We start from the raw sequence: 26,980 nt of genomic DNA on the forward strand, positions 1-26,980 counted from the left end.
GGGCAAGGACGATCCTCATTTGCGACGGCCCAGTCCAGACAGGAAGCCCGAAGTCGCCAATCCCAGCAAGACACAGGCCGCGAAGAGGCCGCACGCATAGATCAACGGATTTCCCGAGAACCAATTGGCAGCGATGAGCCGATAATTCGCAATGGAGAACTCCTGCGTCGGCACGAATTTTGGAGTGCCGCTGCGGACAACCCGCAATTGGTTGGCTGTGTTCAATACGGCCATTTGTCCCGAAAGCGTGCTCCACGTCTGCTGCATGGTCAGCCTTTGAGTTGAGTCGCGCAACAGGGCAGGCGTTGCCGCGGTGAACACGGCCCATGTCTTCTCACCCGCCGGACTTTGCTGCTGCGCCGCCACCAGTCGGACATCGCGACCCGGCAGATAAGGTTCGGCGGCGGTTGGAAAGAGTTTCAACGAACCAACGGTGAAGTCGAATGTGCGTGTGAGCCAGTCCTGGAACGCGCTTACGCTGCCCCGCCAGCCGCGCCCGGAAAGCACATTGCGCCAGCGCGCGAAGGTTTCCTCAGTATTGGTCTGATTGTCAGCGTTGCCACCGCGGCTTCGGTCAGTGGCCCAGAACGTCGCGATCTGGTCGGAAATGCCGGTCTGTTGCAACGCCTGGACATCGATCGCCGATGCAGGTCCCACGAATATGGTGTCCTCGGCGGCGGTCGCAGCAATCGAAGGGCTCGCGATGGGGATCTGCCTCCCGGCTGCAACCGCAATCCGCGCGAGCAATGTCGAGGCTGCCGAAAGCGTTTCCGGCTGACGATCTGCGACCAGCAGCGAGACGGGTCGCTCGGCGCGACCATACGGAAATCCTGTTCCCGACAGGCCGGCAAGGTCAGGCCTGCGCGCAATGCGCGCGAAATTCGGAAGGCGAAGCTCGGACGTATCGAAAAGTACGAAGCGGCGAGTGTCGTTTGCAGTTGCGCCCGGTGCGCAGACGCGGTCAGCTTCGGTCATCAGCACCGCTTCTACGGCGATTATGTTCGGGCCCGGCCTGAAATGGCGCATGGTGACGTCAACGGGAAAGTGACGCAATATTGCGCCACCGGCCTGCGTGATAGGGACGGTAGCTGCAATGTTCGAGTTCACATAGATGTCGATATGGCTGCCGGGCAGCACCTCGGGCGCATATGCCGCGTCCAGAAGCACCGTCGCCTCTCCATAGTTGTTCGCAAAAAAGTCGGCAGGAATGCCGAAGGCAAAATCGGTGCGAAACCGTCGGCCTGAAAATTCCTGTGTGGCCACGCCCAGATCTGCGAAGGTCCTTGCTCCCTTTTCGCGAAACATCGGTGCGTCCGGCGATCGCCACCTGCTCGTGGAAATTGCCGTCCGCAACACAGTGAGAGGGCGATCCAGAGGGGCCGCCAGACCTGAAATAGCCGTATCGATGGCCTGCCAGTTCGGACCGCTCACGACAAGCATCGATTCCGCGCCATCGGGGTTCTCAAGAAATCCGGCGAAAGGTGAACTTGCGGCGGCCACCGGCAAATTCGGCACAGATCCCGAAAGCTCCGAGGCAGTTCCAATTCTCACGCTCATGTTGCCCGGCCCAGGCTGAGATAGAGGCTCTCGCGAAATCTCGAAGGACTGGTTCGGCATGTTTGCCGCCAGTGCGATCGTTTGAGCAAGCCGCACGATCGAAGTCGGCAAGGCCGCCTGGTCGAGCGCAGGGACAACAAGATTGAATTGGGTACTGCCGTGCTCATCGACGCCGATCGCCGCAATGTCGTCCAGCCTGTTCAGCCTTGCGGCAGGAGCCTGCAGACTGAGATAGGTGCCGGAAGGGATTATCTCCGTCCAGAGATCATATGTCGCTTCGATCGTGCAGTCTGTCCGATGGCGCTGGGAGGCCGAAATCTGGACTGTATTGTCGCCCTGCTTGAGTACGCCAGCCGGAACCTCGACTTCCAGCTCGCTCACATTATCAGGCGAACGTACGGGCACGCTCAGCACCTGGGAGTCATTTATGCGAAGCTGAAGTGTCGAGGCCTCGGGCGCGACGAAGATCGCGTTCTGGTAGGCGAGGTGGAGCGTGGCCGGTGCAAGCGCCTGCTCTCCTGTGAGCCAGATCGACCAGGCGCGACTGTCGGTTTCTCCCGACAGCACAAGCTGCGAGGACGGAATAAGATTGCGCCTGATGGTCCCGATCGAGGGCGCGGTTGCTGCGGGAAGGGTCGTTCCCGGTTCGGGCTGGAGCACGGGTGCGGGCGTGGCAGGATCGACCAAACCGCGCTCGGGCGTCATGTCGAAAGGCTGCGTCTGGGCAAACAGATGTTGCGGAGCAAGAAGAAGGGCAAATGCGACGAGGAAGCGCTTCACGCAACCTCCTTAGCCGGAGCTTGCTTTGCAAGCATGGCCGGCTCGCGCGACGCCAGCCGCCGCCCGAAATAAACGAGCCCGCGAAACGTCTGGTAAAGAGCCAGATTGAGAAACCACACACTGCCGCGAACAAGTCCCGGATTGCCCCGGCGCGAAAGCTGGAATTCGGTCCACTGATCGGAATTGGCAAAGATCAAATCCGCGACAAGCCTGTGGTGAAACGGCTTGTCGGGGGTGTAGCGCGCACCGATCTCAAGGCATCCGTCACTCGTTGACAGGTTGCGTATACTGAATGGAAGGGCATGCGTCTTGCCGTCGAAATGAGTCTTGAAGCGCAAATGAAGATCGTCGCCGACCTTCATCGAGGTGTCCTTGTCGGCAACCAGTTGTACCCTCATGCCATTGACCGAGACGTCCTCGATCGTGGCCTCGACCCAATCCTTGCCGATCCCGATCTCGCAACGCCGGCTCACCTTGACGCGACGCGTCGCAGCGCGCTGGCCGCGTTCGGAAACCACCCCCAACGCACATCCTGCGAAGATAAGGTTGATCAGGTTCCAGCCACCAACAACCAGCGTCACATCGGTCTTGAAGGGCTCCGCGTAGACCTTGTAGACGGTCATGGCCAACGCGCCGACCAATACTGCAAAGATCACGAAGAAAGGCAGCGCGATTTCCGAAAGGCGGCTCAGGGCCACCGACTCGTCCTTCGCCGTCACCTTGAACGATGGTCGGCTTGGGTGAAGTATTACCGAGACGACGGCGGGCAACAGGTGAATGGTCTGCGCATACTCGTAAAGCTCAGAAATCCACGGCCAACGAAATGCGCCGTAGAGATAGTTCTGCATCATCAGGTTCACGATCATGTAGCTGAGCGTGTAGGCGAGAAATTCGCCCCCGGATGCAGTGAATATTTCCAGATCGAAGAACAGATAGCACAGCGGCGCGAGCAGGAAGATGGCGCGAGGAAAAGGAAACAGCCAGAACAGGGTCGATGACATGTAGCAGAGCCGCTGGGGCACACTCAGGCCACGATTGAGCAGGGGGAACTTGTACCGCAGAATCTGCATCATGCCCTGCGCCCAACGACTTCTTTGACCGATGAAGCTGGCAAAGGTGGCAGGCTGCAATCCAGCAATCAGAGGCTTGTCCACATAGACGCTGTTCCAGCCCTTCGCGTGGAGCGCAACGGCGGTTTCGCAATCCTCTGTAATGCTCACGCCGCTGAAACCGTTCGCTTCCTGTAGAGCCTGCCGGCGCAAGACCGCTGCGGAACCGCAGAAAAAGGCTGCGTTCCATTTGTCCAGCCCGCGCTGGATGATGCCGTAGAACATTTCGTTCTCGGACGGCATTTTCTCAAAAGTCCTGAGATTGCGCTCGAGCGGGTCCGGATTGAGAAAGAAATGCGGCGTCTGCACCAGAAACAATCTAGGGTCGTCCGCGAAATATCCGACCGTCTCCTTGAGAAAGTCCCGTGCCGGGGCGTGGTCGGCGTCGAATACCGCCACGAGATCACCCGTTGAGTGCGCGAGGCCGTTGTTGAGATTACCGGCCTTGGCGTGCTCGTTCTTCTCTCGCGTCAGATAGATCGCGCCAAGGTCGTCGCAAAGCTTCTTCAGCGTCGCATGGCGCGTTTCGGCAGCGCGGGCCTGATCGACCTTAACGGCATTGCGCTTCTGTACCGTGCCGCCGTCGTCCAGCAACCAGATCTTCAGCTTGTCGGCTGGATAGTCGATAGACTTCGCGGCAGCGATCGTATTGGCAAGCAGTTCCGTATCTTCATTGTAGGTCGGTATGAACACATCGACCGATGGCCAGTTTCCTTCAGCCTCGTCCCTTGCCGCACGCGACGGTCGCGGGGGCAGCGGCATGGACACCACAAACAGGCTGAGCGCCAGCATCATGACACTGTACATTTCAGCGCTGTAGAGCAGGAAGCCTGGAATGAAGTCTTCGGGCTGGTTGATAGGCGGCAAGGTGCTGGTCGTGCGCCAATACACATAGCGCATGACCACCGCGGTACCGAACGACAGCGCGATCAAACGCCAGATCCCTCCAGCTCCCACGAGTTTGAGCACCATCATCGCAGTGAGGACCACGATGCTCGCAACGAGCTGGGTCTGAAGGCTTATGGGCATCGTGATCAATGTGAGCACGACCACCGACATGAATAACCAAAGGGCTACAAGGCGGAGCTTGTGCATTCGAGACCTCCGCTCCGTCGAAATTGACCGCGAATCGAGCCTAGCGAATAAGATAATATACTCAACCCGAAGTTATTCTCATTGTTCCTCTTGCAATCTGAGCGTGCTGTCTCGGCCACAGTCATTCCTCCGATGGAGGCGGTGGGACGAGCGGGGCGGTCGGAGCAGCTTCGGAACTCCCCTGCTCCACACTTCCCGGCGGAAGGGGAACCTGGGGTCCGCTCGGGCTCGGTCCCGCAACAGGCGTCGTCTGGACCGGCTTCTCCGGCACGATGACGGCGGTTCCGGGCTGCCGTTGCGCTTGTGCGCGTGGTGCCGCCGGGAGCGTTTCCGTTGGAGCCTGGTCGGCGAAGGGATAGATGTCTCTTCCTCGCCTGCCAAGTTCAGGGTCCGGCGGAAGCGGATCGCCATACGGGTTCCACTGCTGCGAATTCAAGAACGCATTGACGGTGTATCCATACATCACGGACAGCAGCTTCCGCTCCGTGGCCCCGGTTTCGCACAACCGCAGCCGGATATCGATTGCGCCCTGCTTGGTCATCGGAGATGCCTTGGTCCGGATTGTCTGCCACCCGAACAGACACAGATCCTTCGAGGTGCCGCGACCGATTGAATAGCCGAATGGGCCATAACGATTCTGCACATAGTAGGGAGAGCGTGACATTCTCACGCCCGGCAAAGCAGATCGTGCTTCCGCAAAGATTCGCGGATATGGATCGACGACCGGCGCTGCATTTCTGGCAATGCTGACCTCAAAGCGATTTTGGCCCGGAACTGAGGAATTCGTGTTGAGCAGTATTTCCTGATACGTTCGCCCGCCGCGCTTTCCTTCGATCACTCCCACGATTGCAGGACCGCCGATCGGCGGAAATACGAACGCCTGCTCGGCTGGCGCCGCGTTGCGGACTTGGGAGCGCCCTATGCTGTCAGTACTCGCGCAGCCACCAAGTTGTGACAACGCCACAAGCCCGACAAGCCAACTGATGCCTGTCCGAGAAGCCCTTGTGGGAAGCCGGTCGCCGCGCCGCCGGTCCTGAGTTCCGCAAAAGTTCATTCCAACCGATTTGCGTTCGACCGCACGAAATTTCAAAAGCGAATCAAAGTCGCTGCACAAAGCAGCTCGTGTTTACCCTGAGTTATGATGTTAATGAAACTCGCAGTTAAGCTTTTGGCCGGTCTCCACAATTTTTGCTCTCGTTCCTTGCTTGAGGAGTGGAGCTTTAGGCGCTGGTGTTTTTCCGGCGGAGCCTGACCCACCCTGGCTCAGAATGACGCCAGCGGTGGCGGAGGTGGGCTCTTGTGAAAGGTCGCGCCCTTGAGCCAAAGTCGCATCGCCTGCCAGTGAATTCCGAATATGACCTTAAGCGTCATAAGGGGATAGCTGCCCAGGCAGGCCGCGAGTGCCACAGTGTTCAGAGTCCGGGCCTTGCCGTTGAACGCAGCGGCGAGCACCGGTTCGCCGCCCGCCTCTTCATGAATGCGGAGCCGAACGACCTTTCCCGGCGGCATGATCCGAAAATTGTAGCGCGCGCTCATATCCATGAATGGCGAAACGTGAAGCAGCTTTGCGCGGGACTGCCGAACCCCCGCCGAGGCATACTCGCCTTCCCGAACAGGTGCGACATAGCTGTGACGATCTCCGAACGTATTTCGAACGGCATAGATCATCGCGATCAGTTCATCGCTTCCGTCATAGGCGAAGTAAACCGAGATGGGATTGAAGGCGTATCCAAGAATACGAGGATATGAGAGCAAGAAAATCCGGTGCGCCGGCATTTGAACTCCAGCCTGAGCAAGCAACCGATCCGCATACTGCCGAAGTGTCTCACCTTTGCGCTCGACATGATCGCGCTCATTGAATGCGACCACGCCCGGCCGATTCACCGATAGAAGCGGGGAGAGTTTGCCAAGCTCCGGCAAACGGTCGAGATCGACCAGCAGTGAAAACACAGAATAATTGAAGCGGTGGCCAAACGGCTTCAGCCTTTGGTGCATGACATTGCCGAGGTAGAGCGTTCCGGCCTCACTCGGCGCCGGACCGTTTTCTGCAATGGTCGTGATGCGCTCCCGCCTCATGGGACGTTTTTGACGTGCTGGTATGCGGCGAGCGCTTGGGCACGCGCGGCAGCATGATCTACGATCGGGGCGGGGTAATTTTTGCCGAGAACGATTCCCGCTTTTTCGAGCAACGCCGCAGGCGCTTCCCATGGCTGATGAACGAGGTGGTCCGGCAATTCTGACAATTCGGGCACATATGTCCGAACGTATTCGCCTTTCGGGTCGAATTTCTCGCCCTGCAAAACGGGATTGAATATCCGGAAATAGGGCGCCGCATCCGCACCCGATCCGGCAACCCATTGCCAGTTTGCTGGATTGCTTGCTGGGTCGGCATCCACGAGCGTGTCCCAGAACCAGCACTCACCCTCCCTCCAATCGATGAGCAGGTGCTTGGTCAGAAACGAGGCGGTAATCATTCGCACGCGGTTGTGCATGGTTCCTGTCTGCCACAGCTCGCGCATGCCGGCATCGACAATCGGATAGCCGGTGAGTCCGCGCTGCCATGCTCGCAAACGAGGTTTGTCTTTGCGCCACGGGAAATTGTCAAAAGCGGGTTGGAAATTCCTCCGTCCGAGATCAGGGCGGTGGAACCGCAAATGGTAGCAGAACTCCCGCCAGCCAACCTCCTGCTTGAATTTTACCGCATCCGATCCGGCTGTTTTGCTCTTCTTTGCAATCGCCGCAAGAATGGTGAAAGGCGTAATTTCGCCATGGGCGAGATGTGGCGACAGGCGCGAAGTCAGATGTGCGGGAAAATCCCTTCCCGTCGCATATCCATCCAGATTTTCCCTAACAAACGTCCCGAGCGCGGCTATCGCGCCTTGTTCGCCTGGCGTCCATGACTCTCTCAATCCGCCCGCCCAATCCGGCGTCGGCAGGGGCACGATGTCTTCGAGCTGCTCGGAAGAGAGCTTGCCGGCATATGCGTACAAGCTGCGTGGCGGATCGATGGGATCTCTCGGCTCCGGAGATGCCGACAACGCATTCCAGAACGGCTTGAATACCTTGTAGAACGATCCTGATTGCGTGATTAGTCGGGACGGTTCGTGCAACAGATGTCCGTCAAAGCTTTTCGTACGCAAGCCTTGCGTGCGTAGCGCCTCGTTCAGTCTGCGATCAGCATTCATAGCATGCGGATCATATCTGCGGTTCCACAATACGGCCTCAGCACCGACTTCGGCGGCGATCGCAGGAACAACAGCCAGCGAAGCGCCGCGTCGCATAACAAGGCGACCGCCAAGCCCGTCGAGCGACTTCACCAGAGCCTTCAAAGAGTGATGCAGCCACCAGCGCGATGCCGCTCCCGGCGGCCGCGCGTCATCCTCCCCATCACTGAGAACGAAAAGAGGAATGACGGGCCTGCCCGAGGAAGCCGCGTCCGAAAGTGCGCCATTGTCACGTACACGCAGGTCGTGACGAAAAAGAACGATGATCGGCTTTTCTGCCATCGAAGCGCGGGTCAGTTCGTTGCCTGCCAGCCAGCTTTCCTGCAAAGCTCAGCCGTCGAGCCATACAACGAGGTTTTCATCGGCGTTTTTCTCCTTGTTTCGCTTATTACGCAGCCGACCGCCTTTCGGTTCACCTGATGGTGATCCGAATTGCCCGGGATCGCGTAGAAAATGCGTTATCACGGGGGCAAAACATGAAAACGATAGTGATTGCCTATTTTGCCGCAGGTGTGGCGTTTCTGATTCTGGACGCCATTTGGCTCACCATCATGGCCGACAGCCTCTATCGACCGCTCCTGGGAAACAAGCTTGCCGAGGGGTTTGCATTGGCTCCGGCTGCCGCCTTCTATCTCATCTATATCGCAGGAATCGTCTATTTCGCCATTCTGCCCGCGCTGCAAGATGGAGGACTTGGCAGAGCGGCGCTGAACGGTATCGTTCTTGGATTTGTCGCCTACGCCACGTATGACTTGACCAACCAGGCCACGCTGCGCGACTGGCCGCTCGCAGTCACGCTTGCAGATATTACATGGGGAACGTTCGTCACTGCCGTCGGCGCTTCAGCGGGATTTCTCGCGGCCAGCCGTTTCGGCTAATTTTCAGGCGTCGCCGGAAACTTCACGGTTCAAGACATTCCCTTGCGGGCCGGGCCAGAACGCGTTCACGCGGCGGCGATATTCCGAATAAGCGGCTCCCCGCGTCTGCATCATATGCTCTTCCAGAGGAGGTATCCCGGAGACCCGCGTCAGCAGCCAATACATCATCAACGGTCCTGCGAGCGCGCACCATCCCCACGGCCATGTGCCGGACGGACCAATCGCGACGATCGCGTAGCCGAGCCAGCCCAGCCACTGGAAAAAGTAGTTTGGGTGGCGCGACAGGCTCCAAAGCCCGACGTCACAAACTGTATCCGGGGCGCTTGCGCGCCTCGCAAACCGTGCAAGTTGCGCGTCGGCGATCCCCTCGCCTGTCCCACCAATGAAGAGCAGGCCAAGTCCGACGAAGTCGCTCCATTGTGCACCATGAGCGGGATTTCTGGCGGCCAGGAATATCGTGATTGAGAGAAGCAGCGCGACGACCGCCTGAATTTGCAGGAAAAGGAAAATACGCCAGCGCCAGTCCGCACCCCACTGTGCTTTCAGGGCAAGGTAGCGAGGATCGTCCTTTCCATGCAGAGTGCGCACGGCGATGTGCGATCCAAGCCGGAGAGACCACGTCAATGCGACCATCGCGACGAATGCCTGCCGCCACGGATTCGCCTCCCATCCTGCTGTAGGGACAAGAGAGGCGGCTAACCCTGCCAATCCCACGAGGAAAGACCAGACCACATCGATCCAACCGAATTTCGCGCCGCGCGCGACCGCCAGCCAGATACCACTCATTGCGAGGAACATCGCGACCGCGAGTGCGGCAAACAGAGCTACCGCACTCATGTCATATGCCGAATATCGGCTGCAGCAGGCGGCCGAGCAGGCTGTTGAACCTCATCTTGCCTTCAAGGGCTGCCAGACAAATGCAGTCGCTTCCGGTGTCGACAATGGGCTGGTGCTCGATGTCCTCGTCCATTTCGGCAATATCACCCGCTGCGAATTGCCCCAAAGCATCGCTGTAGGAACCAGACACAATATAAGTGAACTCCGTGCCTGCGTGACCGTGATCGGGCAACGCCCGACCCGGCGCGACCTTGAGAAGGATCATATTGGCGTCGGGATCGTGCGGCACGCCGACACGGCTCATGCGAATGCCGGGACCGATCCACCGCCAGCGCCTTATCTCACACCCCCTCAATGTGTCGGGAAGGCGCACGCCGTCTATTGTGATTGGACGGGTTGAACGATCGGCTTCTGTCCCGCTTTCGTCCTTCGCTTCGATCCGCGCGAGTGTTCTGGCAAGGGAATCCGGGGCGAGAACGCTCGGCTCGGTTTCGTTCAACACCGCTCCACCAATCGCTTCGAATATTCCGACGCGGCTTCGGCAGCGCGGACAGGCGAGCACATGAGCGCCCACCACGATTGCGGGACCCGTGCCCAGCGTGCCCGCGCTATAGCGCATCAGCGTCTCATCGGTTGGGTGATGCGCGATGCTCATCTGTTTTCACCCAGCACTGCGCGGAGACGGTTCATCGCCAGCCGGATCCTCGATTTCACGGTTCCAAGGGGTATGCCGAGTTCATTGGCAATCTCCGTCTGGGATTTGTCGATGTAATACGACAGACGGATGATCTGCTGCTGCTCGGGCGAAAGTTTCGCCAGCGCGCGGCGCACGTTTTCGTCGCGCTCCGAAGCCAACAGTTCATCTTCGATCGACGGCGGCAGATTGTCCGGTTCGGGTGGCAGAAGAGCGGGATCGCGCTGGCGGCGCTTGAAGTCGATGCGCAGGTTGCGCGCGATTGTGAACACCCATGTCGATACTGCGGCCCGGCGTGGATCGTAGTAGCCGGCCTTGCGCCATACGCGCAGCATCGTTTCCTGCACAAGTTCTTCAGCCATTTCGAGGCTCGTGCCGCCCTGCGTGAAATAGGTCTTCAGGCGAGGGCCGAAATGACCAAAGAGCGCAGCAAACGCATCCCGATCCTGACGCGAGGCAACTGCCAGCAGCAGCTTTTCATGCGTCTCCATCGTTGGAGGGAACGATGCGTCGCCTTCGGTATTAGTCACGACCAACTGCGTGCCGATTGGGATGGGCCATGAAGATCGTACAGCAACCTGTTTCGGAACCTCATACATACACTATTTTACGCCACGCGCTTGAAGCCGGATCACATCCGCGTCGGTGATCCGTCTGCGCAACTGGTGCGTAGAACGAACTATAGACCACCAAAAGCCAGCCAAATTCTGTCGGACTGCAAACACGGCATAGCGATGCGACACTTTTCTCCCACCGAACGACCCTTGAAAATTGCCGTAGTTGGAACCGGAATTGCCGGTCTTTCGGCGGCCTGGCTGCTGTCGCAGCGTCATGAAGTCACTGTATTTGAAGCGGATTCCCGCATCGGCGGGCATTGCCACACGATCGATGTCGGCGAGGCGCAGGTGGATACGGGCTTCATCGTCTATAATGACAGGACCTATCCCAATCTCTCCGCCCTGTTCGCGCATCTGGAGGTGAAGACGAAGCCGTCCAACATGTCCTTCGCCGTTTCGATGAACGACGGAGCGCTCGAATATTCCGGGACGAACCTTGCCGGCATTTTTGCCCAGGGAAGGAATATCGCCAGCCCGCGCTTCTGGTCTATGCTGAGGGACGTGGTTCGGTTCTATCGGGAAGCGCCCCTGAAAGTGGCCGATATCGACCCTGCCGCGAGCCTCGACGAATATCTCACCGCAGCAGGTTTCGGCGCTGCGTTTCGCGAAGATCATCTTTACCCGATGGCGGCTGCGATATGGTCGACTCCGGCCTTCGAGATTGGCAATTATCCGGCTGTTTCGTTCATCCGCTTTTGCGAAAACCACGGCCTGCTAAAAATATTCAGGCGGCCTGTCTGGCGCACCGTCGAAGGCGGCAGCAGCACGTATGTTGAGAGGTTGGTGGCTGGCTTCAGGCATCGCATTCGCACGAATGCCGCCGTAACCCGGATCAGAAGAATCAACGGCGCCGTCGAAGTTTCAGTGCACGGCCACGGCCCGGAGTGGTTCGATGAGGTCGTCATCGGCACGCATGCAAACCAGGCGCTGGAGATGCTGGCGGACCCGTCTGATGACGAGGCCGAATTGCTGGGAGCGTTCAAATATGGGTTGAATGAAACAGTCCTGCACACCGACACAGCGCTCATGCCTAACCGGCGACGCGTGTGGTCGAGTTGGAACTACATCGCCCAGTCCCCTGCGAATAATGCCACGCTTCGAAAGCCCTGCGTGACATACTGGATGAACCGCTTGCAGGATCTGCGAACCGACCGCCCGACATTTGTTACGCTCAGCCCAATCAGCGGGCCGCGTCCCGAAAGCGTGCTATGGCGCGGCATCTATGCACACCCCTTGTTCGATACGGGGACGCTGCTTGCGCAGAAGCGCCTTTGGTCGCTGCAAGGTGCCAGGAACACATGGTTTTGCGGATCGTATTTCGGCTCGGGATTCCATGAGGATGCCATACAAGCCGGCCTTGCCGCAGCGGAGGCGGCCGGGGGCGTAAACAGGCCATGGACAATCGAGGGGCAATCAAACCGCATCCATGTGAATGGCGCGATGCCCACTCCGTTCTAGGTCATGGACCCATGAGGGAGCGAACGGCCAGCAAAGAGTAGCTCATATGGTGAGGACATGCTTCAACTCACGCGAGACTGCCCATGCGGGTGATCAGGCCTGCTACTGCCTGTCCTACATTCAACGCCCTGCCTGTCGCCTGCGCCATCTGCGGCAGAACCATCCACTCCAGGGTCCACGCTGCGCCGGAGCGTTCCTGTTCATGTATCATTGCATGATGCAGCGCTGAAACCTGTACGGCATTGTATCTCGCGAGCGTCACCAGAAGCTCTGCCAGCACAGGATTTTGCTTGTGGGGCATCGCAGAAGAGCCGCCGCCGCCCGAAAGGGCGATCTCGGAAATCCCCTGCTGCGCCATGAGTGCGATATCCTGCCCCATCTTGCCGAGCGTTCCCGTCACCAGCGACAGGAACGAGGCAAATTCCGCCACGCCGTCGCGCATACTGTGCCAAGCACGCGACGGATTGCCGAGTGCGAGCGCCTGCGCCACGTCGGCGACGAACGGCTCGGCCTTGTCGCCCAGCGCACGCCGATCACCCGACGCGCCGCCCACCTGGACGCGGGCCACCCGGGGCCTCAACTGCGCCAGTCGCACGCGATGATCTGCGAGGGGAAGCAGCCACGGCTCAATTCGGTCATGAACGGTGATCTGCGTCGCAGCCTGCATCCGCGTCCTGCCCATCAGAGGTTCAGCCCCAAACCGGGCGTCGAGCGCGCCGAGCGCTTCGGCCAGCGCCGCAAGCCTGCCGTCGATGAGATCAAGACTGTTACGCATGGCGATGGCCGACGCCGTGTCGATCACATCCTGCGACGTCGCGCCGGAATGCACGCCGGCCTTTGCCGCACCTGCCGCCGATTGCATCTGGGCGACGAATTGCGGCACTACCACGCCATCGCTTGCTGTGCCAGAACGCATGTCGTCGAGATCGAATTTCATGGCGGCAATCGCTTGCGATGCCGACCTTGCCACGGCGGGATCGACGAGGCCGAAACGTCCGAGCGCGTTGCTCCATGCAACCTCGAACGCACGCATGGAGGCAAGCTGAGCTTCGGGCGACCAAAGCGCTGCCATTTCGGCATCGCCGAACAGGCCGCCCAGCCAGACATGGTCGAAGACGTCGGTCATTTCATCTTTTCCAGCCCCGGTCAGATGTCGAGGAACACCGTTTCCCCCTGCCCCTGGAGGTGGATGTCGAAGCGATACTTACCTTCGGCGATCTTCTTTGCAATGAGCGTATCAACCCGCTGCTGCTGTTCGATGCGGGAAAGCACCACGTCTCCGGCATTGTCCTCGTCATCGAAATAGATCCGCGTCTGGAGCCCGATATTGATGCCTCGCGCCACGATCCAGAGCGATATGTGCGGCGCCTGCAGTGTCCCGTTCCGCGCCCTGACGCGGCCCGGCTTGACGGTGCGAAGCGTGAATTCTCCCGTCACCGCGTCGGCAGCGAAGCGGCAGAGACCGGACATAGCGGGATCGGCGCCGCTCTGTCCGGGAAACCTGCCCGATGCGTCGCATTGCCAGCTTTCGATCATTGCGTCGCGAAGTGCCCAGCCCGTGCCGTCGAACACCGAACCGACGATCTCGATGACCTCGCCTTGCACTCCGCCGGAAATCGGACTGACGCCGATCTCCTCCTGATAGTAGTTCGCGTTGCCCGCATATGTCGGCATCAGGCCGATATGCACGTATGGGCCCGCGGTCTGCGACGGGGTTTCGTCCAGATGCTCCAGAGGCTGAACCATCTCACATTCCCTCCAGTCTGTTCTCGAACATGGTCTGGCGGCGACCGCGCAGCACGATGTCAAATTTGTAGGCAAGGAAATCGAGCGGCCTCGAAGCCCCGATGTCGAGCGGCGCAACCAGCCGGTCGAGTTGCGAGCGGTCGCGGATCGAAGCGGCGATCGGGCATCGCGCGATGAGCGGATCGCCCTCGAAATACATCTGCGTGATGAGCCGTTGACCGAAGCTGTGGCCGTAGATCGAGACATGGATATGCATTGGCCTCCAGTCATTGCCGCGATTGGGCCAGGGATACGCACCCGGACGGATCGTCAGGAACTGATAGTAGCCGTTTTCGTCCGTCAGAGTTCGACCGCAGCCACCGAAATTCGGATCAAGCGGGGCGAGGTAAGTATCCTTCTTGTGGCGATAGCGGCCACCCGCGTTTGCCTGCCAGATCTCGATCAGCGTGTTCGGCACGGCACGATTGTTTTCATCCAGAACCCGACCGTGCATCAGGATGCGCTCACCAATCGCCGGGGCGTCACCTTTGGTCCAGTTCAATATGAGATTGTTGTCGAGCGCGCCGATCTTGTGATGACCGAAGACCGGCCCGGTCTCCTCCGATGGACCGGATTCCAGCGATAACAGCGGCAGGTTCGGCGAACGGGGGACGCTGGTCTTGTAGTCAGGGTAGCAGGCTGGCGGATGTATCTCGCGATTGCGAGGTATGAGCGGGCCCAGGTCAATCATTTCTGTGCCGCCTCCAATTCGGCATATGTCTGCTTGGCTAGCTTGATGGCATGATTTGCAGCGGCCACGCCGGCATAGACTGCGACGTGCCGGAACGCCTCCATGACGTCGCGCTTGCTCGCGCCGGTGCGAACGGTCGCGCGCACATGCATCGGGATTTCCTCGAAATTTCCGGTCGCGGCGAGCAGCGCCAGAGTGAGCATGGAGCGCTCGCGCCTCGTGATCGAGTCATCTGCCCAGACCGTACCCCATGCCGACCTGACAATGAGGTCCTGGAAGGGCCTGTCAAAATCGGTCTTTGCCGCTTCCGCACGATCCACATGCGTGTCGCCCAGGACAGCGCGCCGCGTCTCCATGCCTCTCTTGTAGAGATCATCCGTCATCAGGCAGTCCTTTCCAGGAAATCGGCAATGAGTTGCGCCGTGGACCCGGGCTGCTCAACGCACGGAAGATGCCCTGCATCCGTGACCACGTGGAATGCGGCGCCACACAATTCGGCGGTGGCGCGCACAAGGTCCGGCGGGGTAGAACCGTCCTGGTCGCCTGCCATTGCCATCAGAGGCATGCGCAGGCTTCTCGTTCCCTCCGTCAAATCCGCACCTGCAATGGCTGCGCAGCAGCCCGCATAGCCATCGACCGTCGTTCGCGTAAGCATGTTGCGCCAAAGGTCCAGTTCCAGGTTCGACTCCCGAAAGCGAGGGGTGAACCAACGCTCGAGAATAGCGTCGGCAATCGCAGAGATACCGCGATCGTGGATAGCCTCGATGCGCAGCCCCCACATTTCGGGCGTGCCGATCTTCGCTGCGGTGTCCATCAGCACAAGCGCCTTCACAAGGTCGGGCTGCTTGGCCGCCAGGCCCTGCCCGATCATTCCGCCGATTGATACGCCGACAAAGGTCACCTCCCTCAATCCGAGGCCGGTGCATATTGCCTCCGCATCCGAAACGAGCGTGGACATGTCATAAGGTGCTGCCGTCGCATCGCTCAGCCCGTGGCCGCGCTTGTCATAGCGCACCATGCGAAGTCCGCTGGGCAAAAGCGGCAGCAACGATTCCCACACGCGCAGATCCGTTCCCAGCGAGTTGGCAAAGAGGACCACCCTTGCGTCACGCGGTCCTTCGTCACGAATGTGAAGGGTTATGTCGCCCGATTTGAGTGTTTGCATTTCCATCCTCCGATGAATTTTATGGCATGACAGATCTTCCGGGAAAATTATAATCTCCAAAAAATTACATAACTCGGAGGTTATGTTTTGCTCAGTCCGCTTCTCCGGTTCCGGCACCTGCGCTGCTTCCTCGAAACAGCCCGCCTTGGCAGCCTCACGGCCGCGTCCGAGGCGCTGCATGTCAGTCAGCCTGCCGTCTCCAAGACAATACAGGAACTCGAAACCATTCTCGGCGTGCAACTCTTCGATCGCAGCGGTCGCCGGTTGAAACTGACGGCTGCAGGAAAAGCCTATCAGGGTCGGGCCGGAGCAGCGCTTGCCGATCTCGACCGAGCCCAGCAGCTCGCGCTCCATCCGCTGCTGCAGCGATCCAAGGTCCGTATCGGAGTGCTCCCGACAGCAGCGACAGGGTTGCTGCCGCGCGCAGCACTTGCCTACCGCGAGACGCACTCTCAAACGGTGCTGGATGTGATGACTGGCCCCAACTGGCTCCTGCTCTCGCTTCTGCGCGAGAGTCAGCTTGATCTCGTTGTTGGGCGACGACCGCCTGTGGGCAACAGCGAGGGGTTCAGTTTCCGATCGCTTTATTGGGAGCGCATCGTGCCGGTCGTTCGGGCCGGGCACGAACTGCTGCAACGGGAATGGAACTATACTGACCTGACGCTGTATCCGCTGATGCTGCCGCCGCGAGGCGCCCTCATATCGACCTCGGTGCGAGCCTGGCTTCATTCCGTCGGCATCGTGGACCCGCCGCACGCCTATGAAAACGTATCACTCGCCTTCGGACGGGAGGTTGTGCTGAATTCCGACACGGTGTGGTTCATTTCGGAAGGCGTTGTCCGGCCCGAGATCGAAAGCGGCATTCTCGCCATACTCCCGATCCGAAACGAATTACTTGGTGGGCCCGTCGGCGTAACCTTACGGGAAAATGACGAACCATCATCCGAGACTGCCGCTTTGATCGCGGATCTGGAACAGGCAGCCCTCGCTATCGGTCTCTGAAAGCAGCCCCTAAACGCGCTCCAGAGCGATCGCGATGCCCTGTCCGACGCCGATGCACATTGTGGCGAGCGCGAGCCTGCCGCCGCTCAACGACAGTTCCAGCGCCGCCGTGCCGGCGATGCGCGCACCCGACATGCCCAGCGGATGACCGAGCGCGATGGCCCCGCCATTGCGGTTCACCTGCTCCGCGTCCTCGGCAATGCCGAGTTCGCGGAGCACGGCCACGCCTTGGGAGGCAAAGGCTTCGTTAAGCTCGATAACGTCGAAATCGCTTTGCTTGAGACTGAGACGCTGCATCAGCCTGCGCGAGGCCGGCACGGGTCCGATGCCCATGACGCGCGGCTCGACGCCGGCTGCGGCCCCGCCGAGGACACGCGCAATCGGCGTCAGTCCGAAGCTTTTCGCCGCAGCCTCCGTGGCTATGATCAGCCCCGCCGCTCCATCGTTCACACCACTGGCGTTGCCCGCAGTCACGCTGCCACCTTTTCGAAAAGGGGTGGGCAACTTGGCCAAAATCTCCAGCGTCGTTTCGCGTGGATGCTCGTCACGCTCGACCACGACCGGATCGCCCTTGCGCTGCGGGATGATCACCGGCGTGATTTCTTTCGCCAGTCGCCCGTTCTTTTGCGCGGCGGCGGCCTTGGCTTGCGAGCGTACCGCAAAACGGTCCTGCGCTTCACGGCTGACGTTGAAGTCCTGTGCGACGTTCTCGGCGGTTTCCGGCATCGAATCCACGCCGTACTGCGCCTTCATGAGCGGATTGACGAACCGCCAGCCGATGGTTGTGTCGTGGATTTCCGCATTGCGCGAAAAGGCCGTGTCCGCCTTGGGCAGGACGAAGGGCGCACGTGACATGCTCTCGACCCCGCCCGCGATCATCAATTGCGCCTCGCCCGCCCTGACGGCGCGCGCGGCGTAGAGAACAGCGTCCATGCCGGAACCGCACAGCCGGTTGATGGTGGTCCCCGAAACGCCCACCGGCAGCCCTGCCAGCAGGCTCGACATGCGCGCGACGTTGCGATTGTCCTCGCCTGCCTGGTTGGCGCAGCCCATGACCACGTCATCGACCGCTTCCCAATCCACCTTGGCATTGCGCGCCATCAGTGCCTTGAGCGGGATGGCCCCAAGGTCGTCGGCGCGCGCGGAGGACAACGCGCCGCCGAAGCGGCCAATGGGCGTACGGATGTAGTCGCAGATGAAGGCGTCAGTCATTTGTTCAACTCGGGGACGACGAGATCGCCGACATCAGCGGGAACGACAAGCTCAGCGCCTGTCAGCGACTGCAACTCGTCAATGCTCATTGCGGGCAATTTCTCACGCAGCACGAACCGGCCGTTTTCGATGTCGACGACAGCATGCGAAGTATAGACCCGCGTGACGCAGCCGACGCCGGTCAGCGGCAGCGAGCAGCGTTTGACGAGCTTCGGCTTTCCGTCCTTCGTCACATGGTCAGTGATGACCGCAACGCGCTTAGCACCGTTCACGAGGTCCATCGCGCCACCGACGGCGGGAACACCCTTCGGGCCGGTCGACCAGTTGGCAAGGTCACCGTTCTCCGCGACTTCAAAGGCGCCGAGGATTGCCACGTCGAGATGGCCTCCGCGTACCATTGCGAAACTGTCGGCGTGGTGAAAGAAGGCGGTGCCGGGCTTCAGCGTCACCGCTTTCTTGCCGGCGTTGATCAGATCCCAATCTTCCTCGCCGGGCGGCGGAGCCTCGCCGAAGCCCAGAATGCCATTTTCTGTATGGAAGATCGCCTGCCACCCCGGCGGCTGGAATTTCGCGACCAGTTCCGGAAATCCGATGCCAAGATTGACGTAAGCGCCGTCGGTAATGTCCTGCGCGGCGCGCCATGCGATCTGTGTCGAAGTGAGCTTCCCGGACATGACTACACCGCTTCCGGATAGCGCGCGTCAGCGCGGTTCAGTTCTTCTTCCTGGGCCGGATTGGCGACCTCCACAATCCCCTGCACGAATATGCCGGGTGTGACCACGCTCTCAGGATCGATGCCACCCGGCGGCACGATGCGGCTGACCTGCACGATCGTGCGCGCGGCCGCCATTGCCATCAGCGGATTGAAGTTGCGCGCAGCCATCCTGTAAGTCAGGTTGCCCAGCGTATCGCCGACATTCGCCTTGATGAGGGCCACGTCGGCCTTTAGCCAGCGTTCGCGCAGGTACGACCGGCCCTCGAAAACTTCGACCGGCTTGCCCTTCGCGAGATCCGTGCCGAAGGAGGTCGGCGTATAGAAGGCCGGAATGCCCGCGCCCCCGGCGCGGATGCGCTCGGCCAGCGTGCCTTGCGGCACAAGCTCCAGCTCGATCCCGCCCGCAAGATAGAGGTCGGTGAACACCTTCGGATCGGCGGATCGCGGGAACGAGCAAACCAGTTTGGCGACCATGCCCTGCTCGATCAGGGCGGCGAGGCCGACATGGCCGTTTCCGGCATTGTTGTTGATGACCGTGAGGTTCCTCGGCTGGCCGGTCTTGAGGTGCAGGTCGATCAGCGCGTGTATCAGTTCGATCGGCGCGCCCGACCCGCCAAAGCCGCCGATCATGACGACCATGCCATCCCTGATATCGGCAACAGCAGTCGCAAGGTCCGGAATTGTCTTGTCCACCATGAGCCTTCCCGTCACTCGGGGTCGATGGGGAATGAACTATGAGATGACGTAAAAATCGTCTACCCAGTTTGCGCGATAAACGATATTTGTTTACATACCGCACAGATATGGAGCCAGCCAAACCGATGACCATTGCGGAACGCGACATCATGAGCGGTTTGGTCAAGGGGCTGGCGGTGATCGAAACATTCACTGCAGAGCGTCCGCGTCAGTCCATCTCGGAAGCAGCCGCAGCCTGCGGGCTGGACCGGGCGACGACCCGACGCTGCCTTTTGACGCTCGCGCATGAAGGCTATTCCGACTATGACGGGAAGTATTTCACGTTGACGCCCCGCGTGCTGCGTCTTGGTATCGGCTGCCTGGCGGCGATGCCGCTGCCGCGTCTGATTCAGCCCCTGCTCGACAGCCTCTCGGAACAGATCAACGAAAGCACCTCGGTCTCGATCCTTGATGGCGCGGAAATCGTCTATGTTGCGCGCGCTGCGCAGAGAAAGGTGATGTCGATCGGACTGATGCCCGGTTCACGCCTGCCGGCTTATTGCACATCTATGGGACGGGTGATGCTGGCCGCGCTGCCTGATGGCGAGGCCCGCGCCCGGCTGGGCGCCTCTCCACTGCCAGCGCGCACTCCGGCGACTTTGACTGATCCGGACACAATCATGATCGAGTTGGAGCGCGTCCGCGCGCAAGGCTACGCGAAGATTGACCAGGAGGTCCAGATTGGACTCCGCTCAGTTGCGGTACCGCTGCACAATATACATGGCCACACCATCGCAGCTCTCAATGTCGGTGTTGCTGCAACGGCCAATGACATGGACGATCTTGTTGAGCGGACCTTGCCGGCGCTCACCAGGGTTGCAAGGGACGTGAGGATGTTCCTCCGATAGGCCCGGCCTACCCGCGAGGCTCTAATCACCGCTGGATGAAGGTTCAGTGGCACGTCACAGGCGGCTGCCGCTAGCAGATTTCGGCAGCCTCTTTTTGCGCCACTATTCGGGCTTCAACAAATTCTCAACCTAGCCCGTAACCGCGTACTTTGGTGTTTGCCCGTCAGCAACCAGCCGAATGTTCTCAGCAACCAGCGCTGCGAGCCGGTCCTGGGCCTCGTGGGTTGCAGCGGCGATATGCGGCGTTGCGATAACGTTGTCCATTGCCAGCAGTGGGTCGTCCGGATCGACGGGCTCGTCCCAGAGCACATCGGAGGCAAAGCCGGCCAGATGGCCGCTTTTCAGCGACTCCACCAAAGCTTCCCTTTCTACGATGGCGCCGCGTGCAATGTTGATAAGGTAACTGCCCTTTTTCATCGCCGCAAAGCGGTCGGCGTCAAAGAACCCGTTCGTGGATGCGTCAGAAGACAGGTGAACCGTAACGAAGTCCGATTCGGCGAGGACCTTATTTGTCGAGGATGCATCTCCGAGGAACGACATGCCAAGCCGCTCTTGCCGTGCCGCGTCGGGCTCTAAGGTCGTGCCAATAACCCGCATTCCCAGACCACGCGCCATCGGGACCAGCGCTTCTCCCGACTTGCCGACACCAATGATGCCAAGCGTCTTGCCACCCATCGAATTGGTCTTCGGAACGCCGGTGCGACGGTTCGCAATACTTGCCAAAGACTTCTTGTATTGCTTCGCCAGCGCCATCATCAGGAAAAGCGCATGCTCAGCCACCATCTCTGACGAACCGGTCTGCGAGGTGGGAATACGGGCAACGAAAATACCCTTTCCGGTCGCATGTCCGATATCGACGCCCATAAGTTGCGAGCCAAAGCGATGAAGCAGTTTCAGCCGAGGTGCAGCATCGATAATATCAGCCGGAACAGGTGTATCCCGCAGCAGCAGCACCTCAGCCTCGCGGACCTGCTCGATCGGCGGTACCTTGGAATCAAACTCTACAATTTCGAAGCCTGAGCCAAGTATTCGAGCAACAGCGTTTGTCGGATCGATACCCTTGCCAAATTTAAGTATCTTCATCGGAATCCTTTGAATTTGGTCGCACCTTTTTAGGCCTGGATAGTTTAGGTGATCGCGTATCGGACAGCCGGACCTTAGAAAAAGCCTGCAAGCATGCCCAAACCGGCTAGCGCCATCGCCCCACCACCCGCTTGCGAGTTGAAACGGGACAAGCGGGCTCCGACGCTTCCAATTCCAAGTCCAATAGCAATGCCGAGCGCGTGTAAGGTTGCGGTCGCCAGAATGAAACCAAGGCCATAAGTAAGTCCCGATGCGGCGACTGGCATTTCCGTACCATGGGCATGACCATGGAAAACGGCGAAGAAGCCGACCAAGGTCATCGCAGCGAGTATTGATAGCGACCAGTTCAGTGCAACAGCAAGACCAAGGACAACCACCGAAGCTCCAATACCGATCTCAACGAAAGGCAGCGGAATTCCGGCGATGCCGACCATCCCGCCTATCGCCATCATCGCGACAAAGGCAGCAGGAACCAACCATAGCGCACGACCTCCCAGGGAAGCGGCAAACATTCCTACGGCGATCATCGCAAGCAGATGGTCCGCGCCCGAAAGCGGGTGCCAAAATCCATGGACAAATCCGTGCACGTCGCCGACCCCAACATGGGCAAAAGCTTTTGCTGGGATGCCAGCCGCTCCAAGGCCAATCAGAATTGCTTTGGTTGTCTGCTTCATGCCCATGCTCCACTTCGCATCTGAAACGCAGTTTCCCGCGCGCATCGATTCAAGATTGCTTGCAGTATGATCCGAGCGGCAATTCTGTGTATCGACCCATTTGGAAAAATGCCGTTTCTCGTGGCGCTCGGCAGACTTGCCAGCGCGCTTCATCTTTTCATCGTCTGAAGGTGCCTGCTCACATGTAGTGCGGTGTCCACGGAGCGCTGCTGGGAAACCGGCACGTCCCAATATTCCGCGCCGGAAAGGCACTCCGAAAGATAGCGCGCCGCAGCCGCTGAATGCGAATTGTCCGCTCCGGGAACAATGAGCGCGGGCACGTCGATATTGAGCAGTTCTTCAGCGTCGGGCCCAGGTGCCGTGTCGCGGTCAAACATGCGTGCCGACCCCGCGACAATGACTTGGTATCGGGCGGGATCCTGTTGAACATATAGATTTGCAAATTGGGCATCGCGCCTCAGCACGGAAGCCCATGGTCCTACTCGCGCGTCGATACCGAAAGTTTCACCACCGGCTTGCGCAAGGTCGAGTACAGCCGGAAGTCCATTCTGGCGGACATAGGCAAGATGTTCGGCAAATCTCTGTTGGCTTGCAAGACGGTATCTGGCGCCGCCCACGGGCCAGAAGAGCACCATTCCAATGGTTGACTGAGGAAAGGCCGCCGCAAATGCCGTCACAGCGCTGCATCCCATGCAGCCTCCCATCAGAAGGGCTTGCGAAATGTTCAGATGCTCAAGAAGCGCCTTCCCCTGCGCCGCGTAGTGCCGCCATGACATGATTTCGATCCGACCGCCGGAAAGACCGGTCTGTTGATTTCCGCCGAGAACTGACCCGGGATTGCGGGATTTTTCCATCGAGAAGTGACCCATGTTTGAACTCACCCCTGCTTGACGATCGCAGGGGACTTTGGAGTGATAGACATGGCGTTACTGAGCGTTATCCGGCGCTGGCATCTGCGGGATGGACTTTCGATCCGGGAGATTGCGCGGCGCACGGGACTGTCGCGGAACACGATCCGCAAATACCTGCGATCCGACGAGGTCGAGCCCCGCTTTCGGGTGCCGGAGCGGCCGAGCAAGCTCGATGCCTATGCCGAGCGGCTATCTGCCTGGCTGAGGACGGAAGCAAACAGGCCGCGCAAGCAGAAGCGCACGGTCAAGCAGTTGCACGCCGACCTGATGAGCTTCGGCTATGAGGGCTCTTACGGCCGTGTCGCCGCCTTTGCGCGTGACTGGAAAGAAGAGCGTCAGCGGCAGATGCTAACGAGCGGTCGCGGCACCTTCGTGCCGTTGGCGTTCGAGCCTGGTGAGGCGTTCCAGTTTGACTGGTCGGAAGACTGGGCCGTCATCGGCGGCGAGCGCACGAAGCTACAGGTGGCGCACTTCAAGCTCAGCTACAGCCGTGCCTTTGTCGTGCGAGCTTATCCCCTTCAGACGCACGAGATGCTGTTCGATGCACACAACCACGCCTTCCCGGTTCTGGGTGGCGTGCCGCGGCGCGGGATCTACGATAACATGCGCACTGCGGTCGACAGGATCGGCCGGGGCAAGGATCGCCAGGTCAATGCCCGCTTCTCGGCGATGGCCAGCCACTATCTGTTCGAGGCCGAGTTCTGCAATCCAGCCTCGGGCTGGGAGAAGGGACAGGTCGAGAAGAACGTCCAGGATGCCCGCCACCGGTTGTGGCAGCCGATGCCGCGCTTTCCATCTCTGGAGGCGCTGAACGACTGGCTGGAGCAGCGGTGCCGGGAGCTGTGGCAACAGATTCCCCATGGCCTCAGACCCGGAACGATCGAGGACGCCCGGTCCGAAGAGGCCCAGTTCCTGATGCCAATGCCTCGCCCCTTCGACGGCTTCGTCGAATACACCAAGCGGGTCTCGCCTACCTGCCTGGTCCATCTGGAGCGCAACCGCTACAGCGTGCCGGCTTCCTTTGCCAACCGGCCTGTGAGCCTAAGGGTTTACCCGGAACGGATTGTGGTTGCCGCCGAAGGGCAGCTCCTCTGCGAGCACCGCCGCATCATCGAACGGTCGCATGACGGTCCCGGTCGAACCGTCTACGACTGGCGTCACTATCTGGCGGTCATCCAGCGCAAGCCAGGTGCTCTGCGCAACGGCGCACCCTTCACAGAGCTTCCCGAAGCCTTCAAACGGCTGCAGCAGCATCTGCTCAGGAAGTCCGGCGGCGATCGGGAGATGGTCGAGATCCTGGCCCTTGTCCTGCAGCATGATGAGCAGGCCGTGCTGGCGGCAGTGGAGATGGCACTCGAGGCCGGGGTTCCGACCAAGGTCCACATCCTCAATCTCCTGCACAGGCTGGTCGATGGCAAGCCGATCGCGACGCCGGTCGTGGATGCGCCGCAGGCGCTGAGCCTGGCCAAGGAGCCGCAGGCCAATGTCGAGCGCTACGATGCGCTGCGCCAAGCTCGGGAGGTGCGCCATGCGTCATGATCCCGCCAGCGGCGCCATCGTCATTATGCTCAGGAGCCTGAAGATGCATGGCATGGCGCAAGCCGTCGCCGAGCTCACCGAGCAGGCCTCTCCAGCCTTCGAGGCCGCCATCCCGATCCTGTCGCAACTGCTGAAGGCGGAGATGGCAGAACGGGAGGTCAGATCCACCGCCTATCAGCTCAAGGCAGCCCGCTTCCCTGTCTATCGCGACCTGGCCGGCTTTGACTTCGCCAGCAGCGAGATCAACGAGGCCCTCGTGCGCCAGCTCCATCGCTGTGAGTTCATGGACGAGGCCAACAACGTCGTGCTTGTCGGAGGTCCAGGCACCGGAAAGACCCACATCGCCACAGCTCTCGGCGTGCAGGCGGTCGAGCATCATCGCAAGCGTGTCCGCTTCTTCTCCACCGTCGAACTCGTCAACGCCCTTGAGCAGGAGAAGGCCCAGGGAAAGGCCGGCCAGATCGCCAACCGGCTCGCCCATTCCGATCTCGTCATCCTGGACGAACTCGGATACCTGCCCTTCAGTGCGTCAGGTGGAGCGCTGCTGTTCCATCTGCTGAGCACGCTCTACGAGCGCACCAGCGTCGTCATCACCACCAACTTGAGCTTCAGTGAATGGGCCACCGTCTTCGGCGATGCCAAGATGACGACGGCGCTCCTCGATCGCCTCACCCATCATTGTCACATCCTGGAGACCGGAAACGACAGCTTCCGCTTCAAGAACAGCTCGGCAAAGACACCCGCCGCAAAGAAGGAGAAAGCGCCCACCTTGACCAAATCCTGAGACCCAAACCATACATGAGACGGGTCACTTCTCGGCGAAAATCCCGGGTCAGTTCTCAGCGGAAATCAACAGACGATCTACTTGAGCGACCCGGCGATTCTGCCATTGCGCAATGTGCCAGTTGTTCACGTCGACATATCAGGAATGATCAGCCTGGATGATCTGACCACCGCTCTCGAACAAGCCATGCTGCGCCAGAATCGGAGCCCGAACGAGCTCATCGCGCTGGCTTTTGCGTGGACCGAACCTCCGGACTATCGAGACCTGGCCACGCTCGCCCGCGCCATCAAAACCATCGCCGCGCCACACGGTACGCGTCAGGAGGCTCTTGTGCTTGCGATCGACGGCGATATTGCGCTGACACTTGGTCGGATCCTGCATCGGGAATTTGGCTTCGACACCGCTCTGATTTCGATTGATGGACTGCATTTGAGGGAGCTTGATTTTGTTGATGTTGGCGAACCAATTGAGCCACCCGGAGTTGTTCCGGTGGTCATCAAATCTTTGCTTTTTTCTTGATTCGACGCGCCGCATAGGGCAAGGGCCTGTGCGGCCTTAATGTCGCCGAAGGCAAAAAATGCCCCATGCTTCCGCAGCCACCCGTTCGGGAATCGACGGAATTGATCTCAATGACCTCGTAATTTTCACGCGCGTCGTGCAGCATGGCAGCTTCACGGCGGCGGCGAAGCTTCTTGCAAAGACGCCTTCTTACATCAGCAAGCACATTTCACAGCTCGAGGACACGCTCGCGCTTACGCTTTTGCATCGTTCGACCCACAAGGTCTTTCTGACCGAACCCGGCAAAGTGTTTTTCGAGCACTGCGTACGCATCCTGGCTGAGCTGGATGCAGCCAAGGCCGATGCCAGCGGGCTTAGTTCGGAATTCATCGGCACCTTGCGCATTCACAGCACCCCTGGTGTAGGAAACGGACTTGTTGCGCCTGCCATCATCGCATTCTCGAGACAATATCCGTCCGTCAATGTCGAACTCACAGTCTCCGCAAGCTCGATCAGCCTGATGGAAACCGGCGTCGATGTGGTTGTCGGCAGCCGCTATTTTGAAGATGACGTGCTCTTTCCAAGCGGTTTGTTCGAGCGAAATCTGGGCCAGGTCCCCTATGTTGTGTGCGCTTCGCCTGGCTATCTCGCCAGCCATGGTACACCCGATACTCCGGAGGCTTTGGCATCACAGAAGCATAATTGCCTTCTGCACATGACACAAAAGCGCGACCCGGCCACATGGCGGTTCAACGATGCGAAGAGCGCAACAGACATTCACGTCGCCGGCAACTTTCAGTCCAACCTCGAAAGTGCGATCCTCTCGGCTGCGCTCGAAGGAGCCGGAATCGTTCGCCTGCCGCGGTACAGCGTGGCAAAGGAAATAGACAACGGACAACTGACCTCTCTATTCGAGGGTCAAGTTGTCTCCGACCGATATATAAAGGCCTTCTATCCCAAGAGCAGGTATGTACCGAAGAAGGTCCGAGCGTTTCTGGAGATCATTGAGAAAGTACTCAAGACGATGACCGTCGAAGCCGCGTAGAGCACAAACGCGCTTGCTCGCTAGTCGCACATGCGCGTTTGCTA

Annotated in this window: 27 protein-coding genes; 8 read left to right on the forward strand and 19 right to left on the reverse strand. The window is 59.7% G+C overall.

From position 1 onward, the window contains the following. Positions 1-15: 15 nt before the first annotated feature. The 5 genes from M9924_03675 to M9924_03695 form a co-directional block, all read right to left on the reverse strand. Positions 16-2,337 (reverse strand): cellulose biosynthesis cyclic di-GMP-binding regulatory protein BcsB, encoded by a 2,322-nt coding sequence (locus tag M9924_03675; GenBank protein MCO5063496.1) that lies wholly within the window; start codon positions 2,335-2,337, stop codon positions 16-18. Then, the gene (bcsA, locus tag M9924_03680) at positions 2,334-4,541 is read right to left on the reverse strand and encodes a UDP-forming cellulose synthase catalytic subunit (GenBank protein MCO5063497.1); all 2,208 of its coding nucleotides are present in this window, start codon (positions 4,539-4,541) and stop codon (positions 2,334-2,336) included. The genes M9924_03675 and bcsA overlap by 4 nt, the downstream gene beginning before the upstream one ends. A 121-nt stretch (positions 4,542-4,662) precedes the next feature. Continuing rightward, positions 4,663-5,595 (reverse strand): cellulose biosynthesis protein BcsN, encoded by a 933-nt coding sequence (gene bcsN / locus M9924_03685; GenBank protein MCO5063498.1) that lies wholly within the window; start codon positions 5,593-5,595, stop codon positions 4,663-4,665. A gap of 209 nt (positions 5,596-5,804) precedes the next feature. Continuing rightward, entirely contained in the window at positions 5,805-6,617 is an 813-nt protein-coding gene (locus M9924_03690) for a DUF1365 domain-containing protein (GenBank protein MCO5063499.1), read from the reverse strand. Continuing rightward, on the reverse strand, positions 6,614-8,047 hold the full coding sequence (locus M9924_03695) for a DNA photolyase family protein (protein MCO5063500.1): 1,434 nt from the start codon (positions 8,045-8,047) through the stop codon (positions 6,614-6,616). The genes M9924_03690 and M9924_03695 overlap by 4 nt, the downstream gene beginning before the upstream one ends. Positions 8,048-8,241: 194 nt before the next feature. On the opposite strand from M9924_03695, the gene M9924_03700 reads away from it, so the two are divergent. Then, positions 8,242-8,643, forward strand: a complete 402-nt coding sequence (locus M9924_03700; GenBank protein MCO5063501.1) for a DUF2177 family protein — start codon at positions 8,242-8,244, stop codon at positions 8,641-8,643. A gap of 3 nt (positions 8,644-8,646) precedes the next feature. On the opposite strand, the gene M9924_03705 is transcribed toward M9924_03700, so the two are convergent. The 3 genes from M9924_03705 to M9924_03715 are packed head-to-tail and all read right to left on the reverse strand — an operon-like array spanning position 8,647 to position 10,704. Further along, the gene (locus M9924_03705) at positions 8,647-9,480 is read right to left on the reverse strand and encodes a DUF1295 domain-containing protein (protein MCO5063502.1); all 834 of its coding nucleotides are present in this window, start codon (positions 9,478-9,480) and stop codon (positions 8,647-8,649) included. A 1-nt stretch (position 9,481) separates the two neighbouring features. Continuing rightward, positions 9,482-10,135, reverse strand: coding sequence for a ChrR family anti-sigma-E factor (locus M9924_03710; protein ID MCO5063503.1), 654 nt, complete (start codon positions 10,133-10,135; stop codon positions 9,482-9,484). Further along, positions 10,132-10,704: a sigma-70 family RNA polymerase sigma factor gene (locus M9924_03715; GenBank protein ID MCO5063504.1), complete on the reverse strand. Its 573-nt coding sequence runs from the start codon at positions 10,702-10,704 to the stop codon at positions 10,132-10,134. The genes M9924_03710 and M9924_03715 overlap by 4 nt, the downstream gene beginning before the upstream one ends. A gap of 204 nt (positions 10,705-10,908) precedes the next feature. Here M9924_03715 and M9924_03720 point away from each other — a divergent pair, with 204 nt between their 5' ends. Next, a complete protein-coding gene (locus tag M9924_03720; GenBank protein MCO5063505.1) occupies positions 10,909-12,249 on the forward strand; it encodes an FAD-dependent oxidoreductase in 1,341 nt (446 codons plus the stop codon). Between the two features lie 67 nt (positions 12,250-12,316). On the opposite strand, the gene M9924_03725 is transcribed toward M9924_03720, so the two are convergent. The 5 genes from M9924_03725 to pcaD are packed head-to-tail and all read right to left on the reverse strand — an operon-like array spanning position 12,317 to position 15,890. Next, entirely contained in the window at positions 12,317-13,375 is a 1,059-nt protein-coding gene (locus tag M9924_03725) for a 3-carboxy-cis,cis-muconate cycloisomerase (GenBank protein MCO5063506.1), read from the reverse strand. 20 nt (positions 13,376-13,395) lie between these two features. Further along, positions 13,396-13,995 carry a protocatechuate 3,4-dioxygenase subunit alpha gene (pcaG, locus tag M9924_03730; protein ID MCO5063507.1) on the reverse strand — a complete coding sequence of 200 codons (600 nt, stop codon included), beginning with the start codon at positions 13,993-13,995 and terminating at the stop codon, positions 13,396-13,398. Position 13,996: 1 nt separating this feature from the next. Further along, positions 13,997-14,725, reverse strand: a complete 729-nt coding sequence (gene pcaH, locus M9924_03735) for a protocatechuate 3,4-dioxygenase subunit beta (GenBank protein ID MCO5063508.1) — start codon at positions 14,723-14,725, stop codon at positions 13,997-13,999. Next, positions 14,722-15,108: a 4-carboxymuconolactone decarboxylase gene (gene pcaC, locus M9924_03740; GenBank protein MCO5063509.1), complete on the reverse strand. Its 387-nt coding sequence runs from the start codon at positions 15,106-15,108 to the stop codon at positions 14,722-14,724. The genes pcaH and pcaC overlap by 4 nt, the downstream gene beginning before the upstream one ends. After that, complete coding sequence (gene pcaD, locus M9924_03745) at positions 15,108-15,890, reverse strand: 3-oxoadipate enol-lactonase (protein ID MCO5063510.1); 783 nt, start codon at positions 15,888-15,890, stop codon at positions 15,108-15,110. Before pcaD ends, pcaC begins: the two co-directional genes overlap by 1 nt. A gap of 87 nt (positions 15,891-15,977) precedes the next feature. On the opposite strand from pcaD, the gene M9924_03750 reads away from it, so the two are divergent. Beyond that, the gene (locus tag M9924_03750; protein MCO5063511.1) at positions 15,978-16,892 is read left to right on the forward strand and encodes a LysR substrate-binding domain-containing protein; all 915 of its coding nucleotides are present in this window, start codon (positions 15,978-15,980) and stop codon (positions 16,890-16,892) included. A 9-nt stretch (positions 16,893-16,901) separates the two neighbouring features. On the opposite strand, the gene pcaF is transcribed toward M9924_03750, so the two are convergent. From pcaF to M9924_03765, 3 genes are read right to left on the reverse strand one after another with little or no spacing between them, the layout of a single operon-like run. Then, complete coding sequence (gene pcaF, locus M9924_03755; GenBank protein ID MCO5063512.1) at positions 16,902-18,104, reverse strand: 3-oxoadipyl-CoA thiolase; 1,203 nt, start codon at positions 18,102-18,104, stop codon at positions 16,902-16,904. After that, the gene (locus M9924_03760) at positions 18,101-18,778 is read right to left on the reverse strand and encodes a 3-oxoacid CoA-transferase subunit B (protein MCO5063513.1); all 678 of its coding nucleotides are present in this window, start codon (positions 18,776-18,778) and stop codon (positions 18,101-18,103) included. Before M9924_03760 ends, pcaF begins: the two co-directional genes overlap by 4 nt. A gap of 2 nt (positions 18,779-18,780) precedes the next feature. Further along, positions 18,781-19,512, reverse strand: coding sequence for a 3-oxoacid CoA-transferase subunit A (locus M9924_03765; GenBank protein MCO5063514.1), 732 nt, complete (start codon positions 19,510-19,512; stop codon positions 18,781-18,783). 128 nt (positions 19,513-19,640) lie between these two features. Between M9924_03765 and M9924_03770 the strand changes: the two genes are divergently transcribed. Next, positions 19,641-20,402, forward strand: a complete 762-nt coding sequence (locus M9924_03770) for a helix-turn-helix domain-containing protein (GenBank protein ID MCO5063515.1) — start codon at positions 19,641-19,643, stop codon at positions 20,400-20,402. Positions 20,403-20,531: 129 nt separating this feature from the next. On the opposite strand, the gene M9924_03775 is transcribed toward M9924_03770, so the two are convergent. The 3 genes from M9924_03775 to M9924_03785 form a co-directional block, all read right to left on the reverse strand. Further along, on the reverse strand, positions 20,532-21,485 hold the full coding sequence (locus tag M9924_03775) for a hypothetical protein (protein ID MCO5063516.1): 954 nt from the start codon (positions 21,483-21,485) through the stop codon (positions 20,532-20,534). Positions 21,486-21,559: 74 nt separating this feature from the next. Further along, a complete protein-coding gene (locus M9924_03780; protein MCO5063517.1) occupies positions 21,560-22,159 on the reverse strand; it encodes a HupE/UreJ family protein in 600 nt (199 codons plus the stop codon). 149 nt (positions 22,160-22,308) lie between these two features. Then, complete coding sequence (locus M9924_03785; protein MCO5063518.1) at positions 22,309-23,028, reverse strand: alpha/beta hydrolase; 720 nt, start codon at positions 23,026-23,028, stop codon at positions 22,309-22,311. A gap of 51 nt (positions 23,029-23,079) precedes the next feature. On the opposite strand from M9924_03785, the gene istA reads away from it, so the two are divergent. From istA to M9924_03805, 4 genes are all read left to right on the forward strand, one after another. Further along, a complete protein-coding gene (gene istA / locus M9924_03790) occupies positions 23,080-24,609 on the forward strand; it encodes an IS21 family transposase (GenBank protein MCO5063519.1) in 1,530 nt (509 codons plus the stop codon). After that, positions 24,599-25,393, forward strand: a complete 795-nt coding sequence (gene istB, locus M9924_03795; GenBank protein MCO5063520.1) for an IS21-like element helper ATPase IstB — start codon at positions 24,599-24,601, stop codon at positions 25,391-25,393. Before istA ends, istB begins: the two co-directional genes overlap by 11 nt. A gap of 81 nt (positions 25,394-25,474) precedes the next feature. Next, positions 25,475-25,912, forward strand: coding sequence for an ethanolamine ammonia-lyase reactivating factor EutA (locus M9924_03800; protein ID MCO5063521.1), 438 nt, complete (start codon positions 25,475-25,477; stop codon positions 25,910-25,912). Between the two features lie 58 nt (positions 25,913-25,970). Further along, positions 25,971-26,936, forward strand: coding sequence for a LysR family transcriptional regulator (locus M9924_03805; GenBank protein MCO5063522.1), 966 nt, complete (start codon positions 25,971-25,973; stop codon positions 26,934-26,936). Positions 26,937-26,980: the final 44 nt, after the last annotated feature.

Source organism: Rhizobiaceae bacterium (assembly GCA_023953835.1).
GTDB lineage: Bacteria > Pseudomonadota > Alphaproteobacteria > Rhizobiales > Rhizobiaceae > Mesorhizobium_G.

Coding starts and splice junctions, on each gene's coding strand:
- M9924_03785 (MCO5063518.1), bottom strand. CDS start 23,028: ATGGGTCACTTCTCGATGGAAAAATCCCGCAATCCCGGGTCAGTTCTC.
- pcaC (MCO5063509.1), bottom strand. CDS start 15,108: ATGACGGATGATCTCTACAAGAGAGGCATGGAGACGCGGCGCGCTGTC.
- M9924_03760 (MCO5063513.1), bottom strand. CDS start 18,778: ATGTCCGGGAAGCTCACTTCGACACAGATCGCATGGCGCGCCGCGCAG.
- M9924_03710 (MCO5063503.1), bottom strand. CDS start 10,135: ATGAGCATCGCGCATCACCCAACCGATGAGACGCTGATGCGCTATAGC.
- M9924_03690 (MCO5063499.1), bottom strand. CDS start 6,617: ATGAGGCGGGAGCGCATCACGACCATTGCAGAAAACGGTCCGGCGCCG.
- M9924_03700 (MCO5063501.1), top strand. CDS start 8,242: ATGAAAACGATAGTGATTGCCTATTTTGCCGCAGGTGTGGCGTTTCTG.
- pcaG (MCO5063507.1), bottom strand. CDS start 13,995: ATGGTTCAGCCTCTGGAGCATCTGGACGAAACCCCGTCGCAGACCGCG.
- istB (MCO5063520.1), top strand. CDS start 24,599: ATGCGTCATGATCCCGCCAGCGGCGCCATCGTCATTATGCTCAGGAGC.
- pcaF (MCO5063512.1), bottom strand. CDS start 18,104: ATGACTGACGCCTTCATCTGCGACTACATCCGTACGCCCATTGGCCGC.
- M9924_03725 (MCO5063506.1), bottom strand. CDS start 13,375: ATGACCGACGTCTTCGACCATGTCTGGCTGGGCGGCCTGTTCGGCGAT.
- pcaH (MCO5063508.1), bottom strand. CDS start 14,725: ATGATTGACCTGGGCCCGCTCATACCTCGCAATCGCGAGATACATCCG.
- M9924_03775 (MCO5063516.1), bottom strand. CDS start 21,485: ATGAAGATACTTAAATTTGGCAAGGGTATCGATCCGACAAACGCTGTT.
- pcaD (MCO5063510.1), bottom strand. CDS start 15,890: ATGCAAACACTCAAATCGGGCGACATAACCCTTCACATTCGTGACGAA.
- M9924_03705 (MCO5063502.1), bottom strand. CDS start 9,480: ATGAGTGCGGTAGCTCTGTTTGCCGCACTCGCGGTCGCGATGTTCCTC.
- bcsA (MCO5063497.1), bottom strand. CDS start 4,541: ATGCACAAGCTCCGCCTTGTAGCCCTTTGGTTATTCATGTCGGTGGTC.
- M9924_03770 (MCO5063515.1), top strand. CDS start 19,641: ATGACCATTGCGGAACGCGACATCATGAGCGGTTTGGTCAAGGGGCTG.
- M9924_03695 (MCO5063500.1), bottom strand. CDS start 8,047: ATGGCAGAAAAGCCGATCATCGTTCTTTTTCGTCACGACCTGCGTGTA.
- bcsN (MCO5063498.1), bottom strand. CDS start 5,595: ATGAACTTTTGCGGAACTCAGGACCGGCGGCGCGGCGACCGGCTTCCC.
- M9924_03805 (MCO5063522.1), top strand. CDS start 25,971: ATGCCCCATGCTTCCGCAGCCACCCGTTCGGGAATCGACGGAATTGAT.
- M9924_03780 (MCO5063517.1), bottom strand. CDS start 22,159: ATGAAGCAGACAACCAAAGCAATTCTGATTGGCCTTGGAGCGGCTGGC.
- M9924_03720 (MCO5063505.1), top strand. CDS start 10,909: ATGCGACACTTTTCTCCCACCGAACGACCCTTGAAAATTGCCGTAGTT.
- istA (MCO5063519.1), top strand. CDS start 23,080: ATGGCGTTACTGAGCGTTATCCGGCGCTGGCATCTGCGGGATGGACTT.